This window comes from Lacticaseibacillus sp. 22, from assembly GCF_055413445.1.
Window position 1 is genome coordinate 1 of the sequence record NZ_JBVAYD010000036.1, and the last position, 18,277, is coordinate 18,277.

Below are 18,277 nucleotides of genomic sequence, written 5' to 3' on the forward strand. Positions count from 1 at the left end.
ACCAGCGTAATCTGATGGATCATCGCTTGGGACTGATGTCTTGTTAGACCAAACGATTGCCATATACTTTTTACCGGCAGGTAAAGCGCTCATATTGGTGCCCTTATCATCATCAGCGTAACGAACCCATGGATATTTTTCTGTTTGCTTTGCCAAACCGTTAATCATTGCAACAATTCTTGGGTCAAGATCGGATTCGAGCAAGCTGTAGTTACCAAAAACAGCAGTATCACTGTTTGGCACTGTGTAATGATTTTTGACTTCTAACACACGGGCGCTTAAATAAACTGGCGGATGATAGTTGTGGTGAGCAATTTGCACATAATCCCCAATATCGGCCTTAATATCAACAACATCTGCTTCGTAACTTTCTTTTGGCGTATTGACAGATTTTAATTGAGTAATCGTCCGGTTAAGCAATTCGTTTGGGTTGCTTGTATCGTAGCTGTAGTTACCAACAAGATAACCTTTGGTTGCCGATCTGTTTTGAGGATCAAAAGCGCCTAGACGAGCCCATGTTTTTCCTGCCACGCGATCATAAACCACTTTGTCACCTCGAGGGCTAAAAAATCGGCCGTCATCATAGGCAATATCAGCAAATGTAATTGGTTCTTGCTCTTGACCTGTATCAGTAGTTGATGTAGGCGTACTACCATATCCTGCCATGGCAGTGTGCAACGAATCAATTGTGCCGCTGGTCTTTAGCGCCGATAGATTGACTGCATCCACAAATCGCTGTTGCGTCTTTCCATTGCCAATCTCCTTATAGGCATTGACAACTTGTTCGGTAATGGTCGATCCATCCATCTTGACCACAAACTCAAGCTCTGCTCCATCAAACTCATTTGCAATATCGCCAATGCGCTTCAACTTGGTATCTTCTTGGCCATCAAATGACAAAGTTCTTGTGAGCGTCGTAATCTCATTAACGCCTAATGTCCAGCCTGTATCGGCCAATAGTTCATTGGCGTAGTAAGCAAAATCGTGAGCCTCCTTGTAGGTAACTTTGTCTGCCTGCTCATTAATGAGATCCATCCCGATGTCTGCAGCGTTCCACGTTTGTATATAGTCATCGCCATCGTGAGCAATTAACGTGCAAAGCTTTGTTTGGCCGTATTTGTTTATATAAGCGATGTAGCCTCCCACCGCAAGCTTTTTGGCATCAGGGTGAGTATTGTCTACAGTAAAAGTGTATGAAGACAGTGCGACATTATTAGTCAGGACAATATCTTCGGTATCGTTGTAAATCGGCAAACTATTTCTTGCATCAGTTGAAGGCGCGCAGAGGACATGCTGATCGCGCGATAAAATGAACCATTGCATCTATATCACAACCACCCTTCACGAAGCTCTGTAGACACTGCTGGCAAATTTGCCCACGGACTTACTACTATTCCTAATGTTGACTGTCCTGGCGGCGCAAGCAATGGCTGTGAGCCAATGTCGACACGATCCCAGTCGGTGTACTGATTGATTGTCAATAAATTGGTTGATGAGTCTAGCGTGACAATATCTCCCGCTTTAAAGTAGTTAGGCAAGTCTTTGTACAAGTCGACATAGTCCTTCTCAAAATTCCACTCAATCAACCCAAAGTAGTGTGGAAGTGGCAAATCTGCCCATTGTAAGAAGTTAAACGAAACATACATTACCTTCGTGTCTGCTAATTCTTCGCAAGTATACGTTTGTGCGGTTCCGCCGGCTTCACCACCCCATGCAAAAATAAATTGACTGCCAGACTTTCTGATATAGCAATGGCCTGTGAATCCCGGAGTATTGCTAAAATCTTCCTCATGTACCTTTGTGCCATTCAAATCATAACGGACAGTAAAGTCCGATGTTGTTTGTGACATATCAGAATAGAGAATCCTTGCCATAGCATTTTTGCTTGCATCATATATCGTCATGCAAATTTGTCCAACTTGACGTGTATCACTTGGGGAATCCAATGACAGAGCTCCTAATCCTGCGTGCATTCGCAGAATACAATTGACTGCTCCCACTTCGCCGTTTGAATCAGCGGGCAGTTTATAGATTAACGAAGGCCCATGAGGCCCATGATTATTTGGGCCAAAATCAGATGGCGTGGTGATACCCAACTGGTTTGTCGGGTCTGGTTTAATTGTGACGGTCCCTGTTTGTGTCATCACGCCCTGATCAGCAGGTATCACGGCAAAAGAAGGGTCGTTCAGTATATATTTGTCAATTGTTGGTCGTGTCTTAACAAGCATTTGAGAATCATCGTAGGTTTTCCCGTTTACTTCCTTCGTATTGCCTACTTGATAATATCTGCCATTAAGTGTCAGCCCTAAAAAACCGTCATCTGAAGAAAATTTGCTCGTTACTTTAACAGGGACCGGTACTGTTCCGCTATTTGTAACTGTGATGGTGTCGGAATAGTATTCAGGATCCGCTGGGTTAGGTGACCACGGAGAAGCAGTATCGTTTTTCTCTAATTTGATATTGTCAATACATATCCAACCACCTCCAGCATATGTTTTAACGAAGCCAAAACGATAATTTGTGACTGTAATATCGCTGTCTGCGGTCATCGTGGCAGAAAACTGATGCCATGTGTCTTGGCCGCCGTCAGTGTCTCTATTGCCGTGACCCATCGACAGGCCCCAAATTGGGGACAAACCGTTCGTTGTCAAATAGTCTGACGCTTGTCCAGTTGCTGAACCTGCGGCCGCATATTTGTAACTATAGGTCCATGTTTCCCCAGCTTTGATAGTAACTGGCGTTGGTAGCGGAAAAACGATGTATTGATCGGGGTCGATAGATGAATCACTGCTTTGGTTCTCAATCCGAAGCATATAAGTTCCAAACGGCGTGGGATATGAAGGCATAGCTGGATTAACTTCAGCGGTTCTGTCATCGTCACTGCTTGTCCCCCAAACAATCCCTGATGGTGTTTTACCTGATTCGAATCCAGAATCTGTCAGCATGTTCACTGGCACGTCCTTGTATGGCGTGTTGTCAGCCGTCTGCGTGGCTACCGAGTGCGCAATGCCACCATCGGGACAGACGAAGCTGATTGAGATTGTCCCTGATCGAAAGCCTTCAGTGAAGGTAGGCTGACTGTCTACGATGGCAAGATAATATTTATCAGGCTCATCCCCAAAGATTAGCTGCTGGGGTTCATCCGCATCAATAGCAGCGGCCAAGGAACGTCTCAATGGCACCAAATCGTCATTCATAACGATCCCAGTTACCACAATCGTCTTGACGTCGCGTGACATGTATTGCAGCATCTGGCCATCGCTAATACCAACCTTTTGCATTGTGTTGACGTGATTAGTTCCTACATCACGTTCGACCATCTGTACATACATCCACTGGGTAATATCTACTCCGGCGTATGTGATTTTAATGCCTGCTTGCTTCAATTAAACGGTTCCTCCTTTCCAATAAGCATTGAACCTGTCTCTTCTGTCGTTGTACTGCTTAACTTTTGGTGCAACTTTTGGATAAAACTGGTCGTCACCAACTTGCAGAACAAAGCTAAGTTTCGTGAGAAGATCAGCAATATTGTCCAGCTTCTTTCCTAAATCATCTGTACCGCTGCTTTCGCTTTCAGCAACCGCACCATTACCCAAGTTGTGATTGATGTTGGTAACAGCCTGTCCCAATAGTTGCCAAGCACGGCTCGTTTTAGTTAACGGCAGAATTGTTTCTGGACCATCTTCGCCAACAAGCGCATGGATTGGCTGTGTGATCAAGCCACCATTAGCGTAACCTTCAGGGCCACTGACACGAGCAAAAGCAGAGCTTCCAGAGCCATAAATGGCCTTCATGTAGTGAATACCGGCAAGCAGATCGTCATATCCGTTATAAACATCGTTGTGGCCGGGGAACTTATACGCATTGAACGTTGGCCCAATGGTTTGTACAAGCCCCATTGAAGGTATGCCGGCTTTAGCGTTGCTATCCCACAGGTTAATTGCCCTAGGATTACCATTTGATTCACGCTGGATAACTCGCATCCATGCAGCAACTTGATAATCACTGGCATCAAAACCATTGGCCTTTAAAGCTTGAATAACATATGGCTTCCAACGTTGCACGCCTGAACCACCGGGATTAGCACCTAGTGTGTCTTGCAACTTTGCCAGTTCTTTTTTAAACCAATCAACAACACTGCCTGTCAATTTGTTAATAACACCACTGGCTAAGTTGCTAAACATTTCAACACCGCCGGAAATGCCGCTAATACTTGACTTGATTAAATCGGTTACTTTTCCAATAGGGTTAGCAAGCCAATCACCAACGGCTTCCAACTTGTCCCAAGCACCAGAAAAGAATTTGCCAACACCGCCAATGACACCACCTAAGTCATAGTGTTCAACGCCAGCCATATTCATGATGGCTTTGGTTTCTTTCCCATTAAAGACACGGGTGCCTTCTGGTAATAGTCCTGTGGCATTACGCTGTTGACTCATACCGATTTGTCCATTTGGTAGCTGGTAAAGTTCTTTCCAATCAGGTCCAGTACCATCGTTGACCATGACAAGGTGCATCTTTTGGGTGACAGTACCACCAGTGGCAAAGTGAACAGGTGATAGTTTTCTCAGGGCGTCTTTGCCAGTGAACTTCTCCCAAACCCAGTTGATACCGCTAATAGCACCATTGATAACGTTGATAACTGCATTCATGCCATTTGCTGCAGCATCTTTAATGCCATCCCATATGTTGCCGAAGAAAGACTTGAGGCCTGACCACAGGGAACGCCATCCGGAATCTATTTTGCTGTTGCCATCACTTATCCAACCGTGGACTGTTGACATCCCATTTTGAGCGTTTTTCCCAACATTTCCCCAGAACCCGTTCCAATTTTTAGAAGTGTCTGACCAGAAGCTATCCCAACCTTTGTGGATACTGGTATTGGCATTATCAATCCCTGACTTTGTGCTATTCATACCGTTCTGAGCATTTTTAACAGTATCTGACCAAAAGTTGTTCCAACCTTTGCTTGCATTACTCCAAAAGCTGTCCCAATCTTTCTTTATCTGCTTATTAGCGGCATCTTGTTGCTTTTGCTGTTGCTGTTGTGCATTTGAATTTTTCTTATTTACATCATTCCAAAATCCAGTCCAGCCCTTACCAACATCGTTCCAAAATCCATTCCAGTCTTTTTGCGCCTGCTTATTGGCCGCTTCTTGCTGCTTTTGCTGTTTCTTTTGTGCCGCATCTGTTGACTTGTTGATGCCATCCCACCATTTGACTACATTGTTAGTCATTTGACGAGCATCCCAGCCAAGGCCACCTAGCCAACTATCAGCTGGCTTTTTTTTAGCATTCCAGCCATCTGTAAACTTTTTAGCGGCATCGCCGGCCCATTTACCGGCCACTTTGCCAATTGTGGCACCAATTGCGGCGCCTAATGGGCCACCAAAAAAAGCACCGATGCCACCGCCAATCAGCGTCCCGGCAGATTCACCAACGGAAGAAAACTTTTGGCCGACAGTACCTCCTTTAGAAAAGGCCTTTGTTAAATCCTTAATATCTGAAATGGCATCATAGGCAATTGTGATAGTCGCCATGCCCTTGCCAAGCGCACTGCTGTTTAGTTTGCTTAAATTCGTTTTTATCATGTCAGCGAATTTCGAGTTAGCTAGTTTCTTAAGCCCAGAATACATGCCTCCAACGCTTTTGGTGAAACCCGTGATGGCAGCAATTGGTAATACTTTACCGGCCAAATTCAAAGCAATAAATCCAGCAGCTAAATCGCCAAAAAGTTTAGGATGTTTATCGGCAAAATCTCCCAAAGACTTTAGCAATGGATTAAGGACCTTCAGTCCTGATGTGAGTGCCGCCCATGATATTTTAGCCATAGCTGATCCAGTGGTTGAAATCGTAGTGAAGAATGTTTTAATTTGACCAGCGTGGCTAGCAATTGATTGACTAACTTTTGTAACAGCATCCGAAAGCTTGTCCATCATTTTGTCCATTGCTTTAGGCCCAGCAGATAGATCAAACGCTTTTGCGAAAGCAGATGTGATTGTGCTTAGGCCTTTGCTCATTGCTTGACCTAATTTGCCAAACTCTTTATCGGTGTTTTTGTCCTGTGACCATCGGCTGATAGCCCCAAGCACTGGGTTTTGAGCCGTTAAAAAAGGCTTTTCTATGTCGCCAATTAGCGCTGGGATGCGAGACTTGATAACCCGAGTCATGCCGGGGATAGTTTGCATCAAGTTGTCTGACGCTTTGCTATATTTCTGCCCTAATTCTTCGATAACGTTAGTGGCGTCTTGAGCACTGATTTTGCCCGCACTCATCTGTGCACGAAGATCAGTCATAGTTAGCTGAGAATTGTGCTGAACCTTCTTCTCGTATTCCAGCATTGCATCAGCCATCATTGGAAACGCATCAGTTAACTGATTGAAGTCGCCAAGCTGGACAATAGATCCAGATAGTGTATGTGTGAAGTCAAGACCGACCTGTTGAATACGATCACTGGATAATCCAATCGCATCACCCATTGTCAGAAAGGCGGAAGTTAAAGCTTCGGTTTTGGGTTGGTTATCAAAGACATGATAAAACTGCTGGTTTAGTTCGTTTACCAAATCAGTATCTTGACCAAACTTGACGGCAAGTTTGTTAGTCATGTCAACCATTGCTTGCCCTTTTTCAGCATTACCAGTTAAGGTTAGCCAAATGGCATTCATTTGATCTTGCTGCTTTTCGTATTCCATACCAGCAGCAGTTGCTTCTTCAATTTTTCCTTTTAGCGTTTGCCAGCCGCTCGTAATGGCGTTGGTGATTAAGCCACCCTCAACAATTTTGTGAAGCAAACCCGGTGTCTTTTCTGCTTGCTTGTTTGTTCCCGATATAGCTTCCTTAACTCTGTTGAAAACAGACGGATTAGCCTTGTCCATTTCAGCTTGCAAACCGGTCATAGAAGACTTGGCTTTTGCTAAACTGGTAGCCGTTTCATCAACACGCGTCTTCTGTGTTCGCCATGCGTCTGAATCCTTGCCACTAGCACTGGCAATCTTGTCCAACTCAGCAGACTGTTTAGACAACTGTTCATTCAGATTGGCAATGGAGGACTTATAGCCTTCCATTTTGGCTTTGTTGGCTTCTTGCTGATTGCCTTCAGCCTCTAAGCGAGTAACATAGGCTTGATTTGCCCGTGCAGCTGCTGTGTATTCTTGCTGTAAGCCAGCTAATCCAGACTTTTGATAGTCCATGGCCTGTTTGGCACGGTCTTGCTGAGCTTGCATACTGGCCAGTTGCTTGTTAGCGCCATCGATTTGCTGCTGATACTTTAAAAACTGTTGAGCAACATCGGCAGTATTACCCTTCAACTCAGCTTGTTTGGCTTTGAGAGCGTCAATCTTAGACTGCTGTGCTTCAATAGACTTACCCAAGCCGTCATACTTGGCTTGAGCAGCGCCAACTGCATCACCAGCGGATTTCATCTCCGCCTCTTGAGCTTTCCAAGCATTTTGGCTAGAACGAACAACCGCTGTTAATGATTTGACGGATTCGCTTGCCGACAATAGATCAAGGGCAATCTTGGTGCTCATTGTTGCATTAATTTGTTGTGCCACTTCAATCACCCTTTCTCTTGGTATTGCTTCCACATAATTGCCGGATCAACTGGCCGGTCTTTCTTATCCTTGGCGGACATCATTTCCAGCATTTCAAAATAATCAGCATCATCAAAATCCTGCATTGACCAGTGGAAATACATGACTGCCTGCTTTTTCATCCATCTAAAGTCCTGTAGCTGATTTTCAAGCTCATAAACTTTTACGGCTGGATTAATCTTTGCTTTTGCTGGCATCCTGCTTCTTGGCAGCTAAGTCAATATCCTCATCACTCATGCCCATCATGCGCTCAAAAGTGTAATTAACTGCCTGAATAGTGTCGGCAAATTCTAAATCCCCAAGTTTTTCGATTTCTTGCTTGTTCAGGCCTAAAACCGTGGTCAAGAAGTCGATTGAGTCATGCAGCATATCGCGTTGCATTTTAATAATTTCTACCGGTTCCATATCAGCAACATCGTCTGCCTTGGCCATCAGTAACTGTAAGTCATACATCTTTTCCATGTTCCGATTACTGGTCTTGACTTCATGTACACGGTTGCTAAGTTGACTAACTTTAATTTTCATTTGTAATACCATCCTCTGTATTTTGTAAGGTCGCTGTGGTGAATCGGACACCACCAAGATCACCAGAAAGCGACTTTTGAGCATAAAAAATAGCGCACGTTCGTGAGCCATTCATCAGTTGTTGCTATGAAATTGTGTCAGATTGCGTCTGTCATCATTGCTTAGCTGGAGTTGTAGTGCCAGATCCTGTTGAACTTGCCGGCAATACGTAACCGCCGAACACTTCTTTGTACATGTTGGCTTTATCAAACTTAGGATCAATATCGCTATAAATCTTGTACGGCTGATTGTTAAAGGCCATAGTAGTAAGTGCTGTGTAAGTCAAAGTGTCATCTACACGTTGTTCTGCTGCCGCATCAGTCTGAATGTTAGCTGCGGTTTCGGTCATGATGCCATCACCAAAGCCGTAATAGACAAAGTGTAAACGGTCAATGGTTTGGGTGGTAATAAGTAAAGCTACATGAGCCTTTAAATTCTCATCCGTATAACCGCCCTTGCTGTCACTAACAAAACCCTTGATTTGCTGCTTAATTGCAAAGTCCAAGTTGTTAATATCTAGAGCTACTGATGGCTCTGAAGTACCAACAGTAACGTCCTGGACGTTGTTGTTGCCATAAGTCTTAGCAATGGTGCCTGCTAAGTTAGTAATGTTGGCAGTTTTAGCACCTAAATCTTTGTGATCGACAGTATAGATACCGTCTGTGCCTAATCCTGCTCCAGTACCAGAAATTAACTTTTGTTGTGCATCAACCAAAGCTAACTGGATTTGATATAAACCTACTGTTGCCATTTAAATTCCTCCAATGTTCTTTGTTCTACTGAAATAAAATGTGTTAAAAAGTTGCTGTGTGTCTTGGTCTAATGTTCGTTGTCTAACCGCGGCTACCTGCCAATGTTGATGAGTAAAAGCCTTCATCATGGCTATCTCAATGGTTTCGGGATCAGAATCAAGCAATTGCGAGTACCAAATCTGTACTTCTACTTCCTGATTTAATGCCCAGAAATCGTTGTCACCATATGCAGCTGGATCATTAGCAGCATCAGTAATCAATACAACTGTTTCGTTCAGATTATCGACTAATTCTTGCGGCAAGTTATTGCCTTTAACTGCATTGATATTGGCAATCCCGGCTTGGCTAAGCATTGCTACTGCATCATCTACAGCGCTCATTTGTCTCCACCACCATTCAACTTGGCGATAATTGCTTCATATTTCTCGGCTTCAGCGGCAAATACAGCATCTTTGGCATCATCACGAGCATTATCAACAAAATGGTCACCGTGAATTTTCTTTGTCCCATCATTAAGGAAACGTGCAACAAATGCTTTATTGCCAAATCCAGCAACGGAATTACCATTGTGCTCTTTATCAATATCACCAGTGGCGGAGCTAATATCTTCACTCAGATGCCCATACTTGCCACCGCTACCTTTAGTGTCTGGGTGTTTTTCTTTGGTTGCTTCTTGTAGCTTGCCAGCAAATACATCAGCACCAGCCTTGGTAATCTTCTCTTGGTCGCTAATAGACAATTCGGCAGCTTTTGATACTTGCTTAAGCCATTCTTCAAGTGCATCATCCATATCCACGGTTATGCCCCCTTAGTTGTTTTTATGAGGGTTAAGTAGTCATAGCGAATAGCGTTGTTTGAATCATCTGGGCTAATATCTGAAATGTCATACACGATGCCATCAAGGCGTGCCTGTTTCTGCTCAATATTTCTTGCATCGTGACGAACAATAATCGTGATTGAGTTATCCAAGCGTGTGCCCACAAGCGTGTACTGCTGTGTTAAAGTTCTCTTTTGCTGTTTGAAATGCAGACTGTAGGCTGGCACAAAGCTAGTGATATTAAGGCCAGCACCAGTCGTGTGTGATTTTGGAGAGCCAAGCTCAATGGTTCGACTAAAGTCACTTGGTTTAAAGCTACTTACCATTGTTGTCACCACCACTACTAGCCTGTAGGTGTGCCAGCATCATCAGAAGACCCTTAGGCATACCATTGGATAAACCACGGTCATAATATGTAGCTTGTGTGAGCGTTTTGATGGCTGGAATTGTCAAGGTATCACTATCTGGTGCATCACTTGATCTATTAATGATATTGATTGCAGTGTTTACCAGACTAATAATTGTTGGCAATTCAGACTCATCAAGGTTTAACTCACTCATTAAGTCACTAGCAATCTTGTTTGGATCTATTGTTGCTTCTGCCATCTGTACACCTCCATTCGGCCGCCGCTTAGAATCAAGCTACTATTCCTTTTTTAGGCGACCAGTTTACTTAGTTATTTGCCAGAGGTAGTAGTAGGTACTGTAGCAACTGGTGCAGTATAGGTAATGAACTTACCAGCAGCTGTATCAGCAGCTTTAAAGTCTGCCCGCAGTGCTGCCAAAAGTACCTGTTCAAAATTCTCATTACGTTGCCAAGACAGGTTAATGTTGCCCTTAACAGTTTCAACCACAAAGTTTTTAACACTCCCAATGAATGCCTTTGCGTCTCCAGACTTGCCAAGCACATCATCAGCAACAACTACCAGCGGAGCACCGAACAATTGTTTGCCGGATGGAGAAGTGATGGAATCTTGTAACAGGTACCTACCTTCAGCATCCTTCTGCTTATCAATTGCGGCAAAGAATGATTCAGATACAACAAACATTCGGTCAGTGTAGTTGCTCAAGCCAACGTTGAATGCATCCTTAATATCGTCAATGCTTGCAGCGGCAACTGGAGTAGCTGTTTGCAATACTGCACCAATCTTGTGCTGTTCAGTTTGGTCCTTAATGTCATTAATGTACTGGGTCAGTAAACTGGTGATATTTGGATAGTCTTGTGTCATTTCAAGGGAAATTGGCAGTGAACCACGCAAAGTCTGAACATCATAATTGACCTGTGTTAAAGAGGCATTTGCAAGTTTAGGGTTGTCAGCCAATTCAGCTGCTGAAACCAGTTGTGCAGAAGCCTTAGACAAAACAGGAATCTTACCAGTCGGTGCAGAAACTTGAACTTTAGTTACATAGCCGCCTAATTGTGCTGGGTCCTTAGGCTGACTCATAATGTCCAATACTTGGCTAGGCAATACTGCTTCGCCAGCGTTGCTATCAAAACCTGTGGAATCTCTCTTAATTTCGCCAGTCTTCAAAAATTCCTTAAAATCACGTACTTCTTCATCTTCAACTTTGTCTGCTGTTAAATTCTTTGACATATCTTTTGCTCCATCTCTTTTATTTTCTTGCTTGACATCTTGTTCCGCAGTTACCTCAGCCGGCTTATCATCACGCTTTTCAGTTTCAGCTGTTTCTTGCTCAGGCTTTTTCTCATCCAAAACAACATTACTGTCATCATCTGGGACATCATCGTCCATTTGTGATGGCGCTTGTTGGTCTGCCAATTGCTGACTTAATGACTGAATAGCAGCTTGAAGTGTTGCTATCATGCTGACCAAATCACCAGAAGTTGGTTGAGCAGTAGTTTCATCGCTTGCCATATCTGGTGTAGCGTCACGCTTTTCTTCCTCAGGCTTGTCAATAACAACCTTTGTTTTTACTTGTGCTTTTAAATCTGATAACTGCTGTTGTAATTGTTCAATTGACCGCTTTTGGTCATCAACAGATTGTTCTTCTTTTTCCTCTGGCTTTTCTGCCATCTTCACAACTTCTTTCTTACTTGATAAAAATTGAGCCAAATCCCGTTGCACTTGCACACTTGTTTCGGTATATGCTGGGATAGGAGTCAGCGACAGTTCAAACACTTGGTCAATTTTGTTAATTGTGTGGATCGTGTTGCCTTGTGAGTTGACTGACCAACTATCTCCACCAGGCGCAATCTTAAAACCGAACGACATGCCCTTGATATTGCCATTCAGTATGTTTGTGTATGTGTCATGCCCCAACTGTGTGTCTGGTAACTGGGCATTAAAGTGTAAACCATCAGGCTGAATGCTTGTTTGTAATGTTCCAGCGTCTGCACGGGCCAAAATGTTAGAAAAATCATGTGCATAAAGTAGCAAAACTTGGCTCAAATCGACGTTATTTAGGGCATTTTGGTCAACATATTCGGTAAAATCGCCTTTAATCGATGGCTGATTGAACGCTGCCGCAACGCCTGAAATATCCATATTTTGTCCATTTTCAGCCTGATTGTTGCTATTTTCATTGGCTAAGCCCGTTTCAGCTCGAATTTTAACGTCAAATGTACGTATATCTTCATTTTCCACTAAATCACACCCCTTTTCGCTAGCATTTGTTGGGCTTGCAAAGGCGTGATGGCTGGTGTTGTGCCACTTAGCAACTTCTGTATCTGGCTAATAAGTAGGTCATTATCGGCATCCACAGCGCTAGATTCATCAATATTCACGGGGACGCCAAATTTGGCACCCATTTCGCTTTCTATTGGCTTTACATATCGCCTTAAAGTGTTGCTATAAAGCGATTTAGTCATATCTAATGAACTTTGCTGGTCACCTTGACCATTCAAATAGCTATCTGGAACACCAAAAACCTTGCCTATCTGTGTCTTGGACCAGTCATTGCTTGTTAGAAACTTGCTTACGTCAGCATTAATTGATAAATTTTGTACATCATAAAGCTGGTCAAGCACCATAGGCCGTCCAGCATTGTCACCCGTGTTGGCATTTTCAAAAGCTTTTCGTGTTGCTTCTTTTTCTTCTGGTGATAAAGCACCCTCAGCGACTTTAATGACGGTGCTTGGATTAATAGCGTTCTTAATGGTTGATAGTGTCAACTTGTTTGCATAATCTTGAATGTTGACTTGGCTTGCAATTGATTCTAATGGGCTAATACCAATGTATTGCTGACCATTGCTACCACTAGCCATCAATCGAAAGTGAAGCATGTTTGCACTCGGATAATTGATAGTGCCTCTCTCGTCTCCCCAGTTAACCGCATAGCTAATATCTGCACTGCTGTCTGCCAAAGTGACTACTACCTGTGCCGCCGGTGCCATCTCTAGCCTCATAGGAACATTGTTGCTGTCTCTTGTAATGGCGATATAGGCGTTTCCCGTAAGCAACATCTGAACTACAGCTGATTGCCAAAAGTTAAACGGAGAAATAAGGTTGTTCGGGTTATTTATCACCTTGTCAAAGGGTGCAGCCACTTCAAAACTTGCCGATGCAATATCACTGCTTAGAAGGTTGGTAACAGCATATAGATCAGAATTATTTAAGGCCGTACTGGCATCAACCAAATGATTGGGTAATACTTGTCCACCGCTTATGATGTAACTTGACAGGTTAGTTGATGGTATCGTCATACTTCTTTTCTGCATTCGTTCATACGGATTCCATATGCTCATCTACTACCACCTGCCTTAGATGTAGGCGTGAGTAGCCAACCGCAAAAGAGCAATACACTGCCTAGTACCAACGTTCCTATGGTGCTATTAAAAAGATAAGCACTGGTGACAATAGCAATTAAGCCGGATACAAATAACACTGTTGGCAACAGTTCCTTAAGCATTATCAATTTGCTCACACTCGCACCTCCCTCAGATTCTTTGTGTCTTTCATTGTTTTTTTACCTCTCACTATATATACGTACTTGATGCGCCATTTTTGACCAATATTTACCTTCCAATGCAAAAAAATATGTAGCCTTTTAAAAAGCTGCATTCATTAGGAACTTATGGCGCTCTTCATCACTCATACCAGACAATGGGGAACGGTTCTTATCATTATCTGCATCTGGGTCGAAGTCTGAAAAGGCATAATAGGCACGGCTAAATGCATCAATAACTGCATCAACAGCATCAATTTTTGAAGTTGCACGATCCTTATCTACCTTTATGCCAGCGCTTGAGCCAACTATAACCGCATTGGTCAATGCATACTTTAAAATTGGGTCATCGTCATAATGAACTCGGCCTTCCCGAATTGCTTTCTTGAACTCATGTGTTGGTTTATCTAACTTATCTGACGTCTGTTTTAAAGGCATCAGTGGAAATGGTTCTTCTTGGCTTAACTTATCCAAAACATCGCTAGTTCCCCAGCGGTCAAATACAAAGAACTTAACATTTAAGCCATTCTCTTCTATATAGCTCATAATCCACGTGGTAACACTGTCTTCATCTATGTAGCCAAAGCGTCCTTTTGCAATAGTGGCAAAACCCAATTGCTCAGCTTGACGATAATTAATTCCATCTTGCTTTTCTTTTTCGGCAATACTTCCACCTGTGTGAGATAAGGGTACCCAACTATGCTGTTGGATATAATAGTGTGTCTCTCCAGCCAACTGGTATGGATAAATGAAAGCAACTGCTGTGTCGTCTGCAAGTTTGCTTAAGTCGAATCCTATATAAACATCATGACCAGAAATGCTGAATGGTGGCTTATCAGCTACTGCATTTTCGATGTCATGTATGTTTAAATAGCGATTATCAGAAGCCTTAATCCACATGTTCAGGTTCTTGTTCTTGAATTCATCTAATGTTCCGTCCAGCTTTTTCTTGTCTCGTTCTGAAACTAAACTAGGCAACATCGTATCCTTTTTCAATTCAAGAATTGGGTTTGATTTTGTCCATGAGGATGGGTCATCAACTTCATCTTCACTATCCTGACTGTAGTTAATTAGCAACACATCGTCTAAATCTCGTGAATAATCCTTTTGCATTGCTTCTCGTGCCAACTTTTCATCTAGATAAAAACTGCTGGTGCTGTCAGGGTAGGCTGTCGAGATAGACCAAAACTGGTGATCATATACTTGCACCTGCCCACTTGTAATCTTGCCAATGTTTTCTTTAATGGTGCCAATCCGGCCGTCATCACCACTCTCATCAGCCACAGCAAGCCGAAAATGGTAGCTATCAAATTGACCAGACTCATGTGACAAACGGAGCAACTGGTTTCGCGTCTTTTTACTTCTAACGACATCATCCAAAGTCTTTATCTGCTGGGTTTTATATGTTCTCTTTACATCTGTAAGTTCACCTAATCTGTCAAAGGTAAGTTGAATGTACCGCCATCCTTTTTTTGATTGTGCAACCACAGGTGCTATATATCCCATGTCTTGGTTGTACATGCCATCAGATGCAATCAGGTAGTCATATGCAAGTAGAATATTTGTGATGTATGTCTTCCCATTTGTTCGTGCCACAGAAAATTGAACCCTATGGAATCTACGCTCACCCTTTTCATTCCGCCACCCTTGACTTGAACAGAGCAGTGCTTTCTGCCATAGCATTAGCGGAAGTGGTTTGCCTGTATCAACGTCTGGACAAATGCTGGCAAAGTTTAGCACTTCATGACACTTACCTAGGTCATACGTGTAAGGGAAGTCATCACTGCTAATCCGTGTCAAGTCTTGCAAATGCCGCCAGCAAGCAAGTTTAATATCTTGTCCAGCCATGGTAGTACCTTCAAGCACCTGAAAAGCATAGGCAGTCATAGGGTCATGATATTTGTCAGCAATCTTATCGTAAGCACCGTTATCTCGCTGCTGTTTGTAAGCTCGTTCAACAGTCCAATCTGGCAATGTTAAATCATAGTCTACCAACTCTTGTCACCTGCCTTTAATGCTTGCTTAAGCGTTGGACCATCATCGTCATCTTGGTTATCCAAGACAATTGAAGCACGCGCTTGTGGACTGAGACCCAAAGCATCACTTAATGACTTAATCTTGGTGGTTGCATCATTCAAAATAGCAGCTGCAGGGTTCTTTCTACTTCCCGTGCTTAAGCCATTCTCATTTATATCCTCATATGCCTGTCTTGATAATTGAATCTGTTGGCATAAGGCTATTACCAGTGGCTTGTCAACTTGTTTGCATAATCCTGCTGCGTTTAACAGAGGTACAAGCTCTCGCCAAGCTGTATAAGCATATCCTTGCAAAAATCTTGGTGGCGTAACTTGTAATGGCTCCATTCCACTTGTCTTCTTTGCTAGCTCCTCAGTTCGTGCACGCTGATCCGCACGATCTGATGCATCTTGTGTTATTTTCATCTTTCTGCCCATGTCTGCTGTACCTCCTTTCGTTTCTTTTCTATGTAAAAGCTTATGCATCAACATATATAGCACTTCTTGCACTGCCTATCATATTCATTTGCTGTACTTTTGTAAGCATGACAAATGCCGGTATATCAACGTTTGAAGGCCATGATGTGACCCATATAAAATATTTTTATAATTGCACATTTTTTGAGAGAAGACCATTTTGTTATGTGAGGTCCCTCTCTACGCCTACGGGGGGCGGGCATTACAGATTTTTTATTTTTAAATGCGTTATTTAATATTCGCTGTTCATTATTTATTGTTTATGATTTATCATTTTAAATTCTAATGGTTTAAATAATGGCTGTGCAAGATCATAATTTGCCTCCTGCTGTACCCCCTCACTATATATACGTATGAAGTGCGTCATTTTTACCTTATCAACACAAAAAGAGCCAACCAACGGCTGACCCTTGCTTATGTATAAAGGTGACACAACATGGAGCTAACTCTCTATTTGCTTAAAACGTCTTTTTAAAGTTGTTTCACTTATTCCAGTTATTCTTCTAATTCTTCTATACGAAAGATTTTTTTCGCGAAGCCTAAATGCTTTTCTGATATCATCTTCAGAATATGTATTTGGACGTCCCTCTTTGAAGTGAGGGTTGTGCGCTCTGGCATATTGTTTTCCTTCTTGAGTTCTTGATATTATCATGTCTCGTTCAAATTGTGCAAAAGCTGAGAATACTGTAAACACAAGTCTACCTGTTGGAGTGTTATCAATGGTTCCTAAATTCAGAATCATTACTGAAATATTCTTGTCAAACAGTCGCTGAATCACTTCTAGTGCTTCTTTGGTATTTCGTGCGAATCTGTCAAGTTTTGTTACAATCAGCTTGTCACCTGGTTGCATCAAGCAAATCATTTCTTTAAAAACAGGTCTTACCATAGTTGTTCCCGTGTACTTTTCTGAGTAAATCCTTATTGCTCCTGCCTGCTTTAACGTTTGTATTTGGACACTTAGATTCTGTCCGTCAGTGCTTACACGTGCATATCCATAAATCATAAATACACCTCGATCAATAAAAAAAGCAGTCCGCAATTTTTAAGTTGCAGACTGCTTCCATTTCTTAAACAATGAAACTATATCACAGAATTATAAAGAAGTATAGTCCCTGAAAATGAATAGTTTCTTAGAAAAACGCAGTCTGTCATGGTACTATTAACCTCATTCCTTGCTAACAGAGATTCATACTATAACTTAAAAGTTATGGACGATCTCATAAGGAGGAATATTTATGTCACAAACTGGAAACTTAGGAAGATCCGCAGCTTTAGCGGGAGCTGCCACTTTACCTGTAACTGGTGAACATATTTTTAACTTTTTGCCAATAGTTGGAAGTGTTTTAATTTTAGCTATTGCACTTTTTAGTGGGTACAATTTTTTCCTTAGAAAATGGTATAACGTTAAATGATTGGTTCGAGTCTTCAACCATACATTTATAGCCTAAACATTTTCATTCTATGTATGAGTGCATTAGGCTTATTGAGGATGTTTATCACTTTCTGGTTTGCAAATGTGTATGACTATCAGTTTATAAAATACAGATATGCTCATCACAGGAGGATAAAGCGTTTTAGTCCTTCAATATCAGTTATTGTTCCCGCCTTTAATGAAGAAAAGGCCATAATCCAAACACTGGCCTCAATTTGCAGAAGTACTTATAAAAAAATCAGCATTGTAGTAGTTGATGATGGTTCGTCTGATAACACAGCTATTTTGGTCAAAGAATTTATCGAAGTTCATCCTGATAATGATATCAAACTGATTCAGCAACCAAACTCAGGAAAGTCTGTAGCAATCAATAACGCCCTGTTTAATTATGACAATTCTGTCCTAACAATGGTTCTCGATGCCGATTCTCTCCTAAAAGAAGATGCCATAGAGAAAATGGTCAAATGGTTTTTGAACCCCAAAATAGTCGCACTTGCTATGAACGTGAAGATGTTAACCTTACCAACCTTTATTGGAGCATGCCAGCGTTTTGAATTCATAAGTGCTTATAGAGGTAAATGCGCTGAACACGTATTGAAAACGCTTTACATCATAGGAGGCATTGGGTCTACTTTTAGAACAGATAAGCTTAAAAATATTGGTGGATACGACACGAACACTCCGACCGAAGACATTGATCTGACTTTAAAACTTCTCTCTAG

18 protein-coding genes are annotated in these 18,277 nt (G+C 42.3%); 2 read left to right on the top strand and 16 right to left on the bottom strand.

Going from position 1 to position 18,277, the window contains the following annotated elements; translation table 11 throughout:
• The 16 genes from ACWP87_RS12625 to ACWP87_RS12700 all read right to left on the bottom strand — a co-directional run.
• The coding region (locus ACWP87_RS12625) for a phage tail spike protein (protein WP_048654173.1) at positions 1–1,323 on the bottom strand (1,323 nt) is incomplete at its 3' end.
• A gap of 5 nt (positions 1,324–1,328) precedes the next feature.
• Positions 1,329–3,386 carry a distal tail protein Dit gene (locus tag ACWP87_RS12630; protein WP_014569674.1) on the bottom strand — a complete coding sequence of 686 codons (2,058 nt, stop codon included), beginning with the start codon at positions 3,384–3,386 and terminating at the stop codon, positions 1,329–1,331.
• Entirely contained in the window at positions 3,387–7,529 is a 4,143-nt protein-coding gene (locus ACWP87_RS12635) for a tape measure protein (protein WP_154241444.1), read from the bottom strand.
• Positions 7,530–7,558: 29 nt separating this feature from the next.
• A complete protein-coding gene (locus ACWP87_RS12640) occupies positions 7,559–7,789 on the bottom strand; it encodes a hypothetical protein (RefSeq protein ID WP_021354705.1) in 231 nt (76 codons plus the stop codon).
• Positions 7,767–8,117: a phage tail tube assembly chaperone gene (locus ACWP87_RS12645; protein WP_014569677.1), complete on the bottom strand. Its 351-nt coding sequence runs from the start codon at positions 8,115–8,117 to the stop codon at positions 7,767–7,769. Before ACWP87_RS12645 ends, ACWP87_RS12640 begins: the two co-directional genes overlap by 23 nt.
• Before the next feature lie 154 nt (positions 8,118–8,271).
• Positions 8,272–8,907 (bottom strand): phage tail protein, encoded by a 636-nt coding sequence (locus ACWP87_RS12650; protein WP_014569678.1) that lies wholly within the window; start codon positions 8,905–8,907, stop codon positions 8,272–8,274.
• On the bottom strand, positions 8,908–9,288 hold the full coding sequence (locus ACWP87_RS12655) for a DUF806 family protein (protein ID WP_015764960.1): 381 nt from the start codon (positions 9,286–9,288) through the stop codon (positions 8,908–8,910).
• Positions 9,285–9,704 carry an HK97-gp10 family putative phage morphogenesis protein gene (locus tag ACWP87_RS12660; RefSeq protein ID WP_014569680.1) on the bottom strand — a complete coding sequence of 140 codons (420 nt, stop codon included), beginning with the start codon at positions 9,702–9,704 and terminating at the stop codon, positions 9,285–9,287. The genes ACWP87_RS12655 and ACWP87_RS12660 overlap by 4 nt, the downstream gene beginning before the upstream one ends.
• A gap of 2 nt (positions 9,705–9,706) precedes the next feature.
• Entirely contained in the window at positions 9,707–10,051 is a 345-nt protein-coding gene (locus ACWP87_RS12665; protein ID WP_029943782.1) for a phage head closure protein, read from the bottom strand.
• Positions 10,041–10,331 carry a hypothetical protein gene (locus ACWP87_RS12670; protein ID WP_014569682.1) on the bottom strand — a complete coding sequence of 97 codons (291 nt, stop codon included), beginning with the start codon at positions 10,329–10,331 and terminating at the stop codon, positions 10,041–10,043. Before ACWP87_RS12670 ends, ACWP87_RS12665 begins: the two co-directional genes overlap by 11 nt.
• Before the next feature lie 71 nt (positions 10,332–10,402).
• Positions 10,403–12,331, bottom strand: a complete 1,929-nt coding sequence (locus tag ACWP87_RS12675; RefSeq protein WP_014569683.1) for a phage major capsid protein — start codon at positions 12,329–12,331, stop codon at positions 10,403–10,405.
• Positions 12,331–13,431: a phage portal protein gene (locus ACWP87_RS12680; RefSeq protein ID WP_015764961.1), complete on the bottom strand. Its 1,101-nt coding sequence runs from the start codon at positions 13,429–13,431 to the stop codon at positions 12,331–12,333. The genes ACWP87_RS12675 and ACWP87_RS12680 overlap by 1 nt, the downstream gene beginning before the upstream one ends.
• Positions 13,428–13,595, bottom strand: coding sequence for a DUF1056 family protein (locus ACWP87_RS12685; RefSeq protein ID WP_223804824.1), 168 nt, complete (start codon positions 13,593–13,595; stop codon positions 13,428–13,430). Before ACWP87_RS12685 ends, ACWP87_RS12680 begins: the two co-directional genes overlap by 4 nt.
• Positions 13,596–13,733: 138 nt before the next feature.
• Entirely contained in the window at positions 13,734–15,626 is a 1,893-nt protein-coding gene (locus ACWP87_RS12690; RefSeq protein WP_014569685.1) for a terminase large subunit, read from the bottom strand.
• A complete protein-coding gene (locus tag ACWP87_RS12695) occupies positions 15,620–16,138 on the bottom strand; it encodes a phage terminase small subunit P27 family (protein ID WP_223804822.1) in 519 nt (172 codons plus the stop codon). Before ACWP87_RS12695 ends, ACWP87_RS12690 begins: the two co-directional genes overlap by 7 nt.
• A 427-nt stretch (positions 16,139–16,565) precedes the next feature.
• Positions 16,566–17,126 carry a recombinase family protein gene (locus ACWP87_RS12700; RefSeq protein ID WP_015764963.1) on the bottom strand — a complete coding sequence of 187 codons (561 nt, stop codon included), beginning with the start codon at positions 17,124–17,126 and terminating at the stop codon, positions 16,566–16,568.
• 232 nt (positions 17,127–17,358) lie between these two features.
• On the opposite strand from ACWP87_RS12700, the gene ACWP87_RS12705 reads away from it, so the two are divergent.
• Both ACWP87_RS12705 and ACWP87_RS12710 read left to right on the top strand, forming a co-directional pair.
• A complete protein-coding gene (locus tag ACWP87_RS12705) occupies positions 17,359–17,535 on the top strand; it encodes an LPXTG cell wall anchor domain-containing protein (protein WP_107755075.1) in 177 nt (58 codons plus the stop codon).
• Positions 17,536–17,588: 53 nt separating this feature from the next.
• Positions 17,589–18,277, top strand: a 689-nt coding sequence (locus tag ACWP87_RS12710) for a glycosyltransferase family 2 protein (protein WP_225350543.1), incomplete at its 3' end; no start/stop codon positions are given.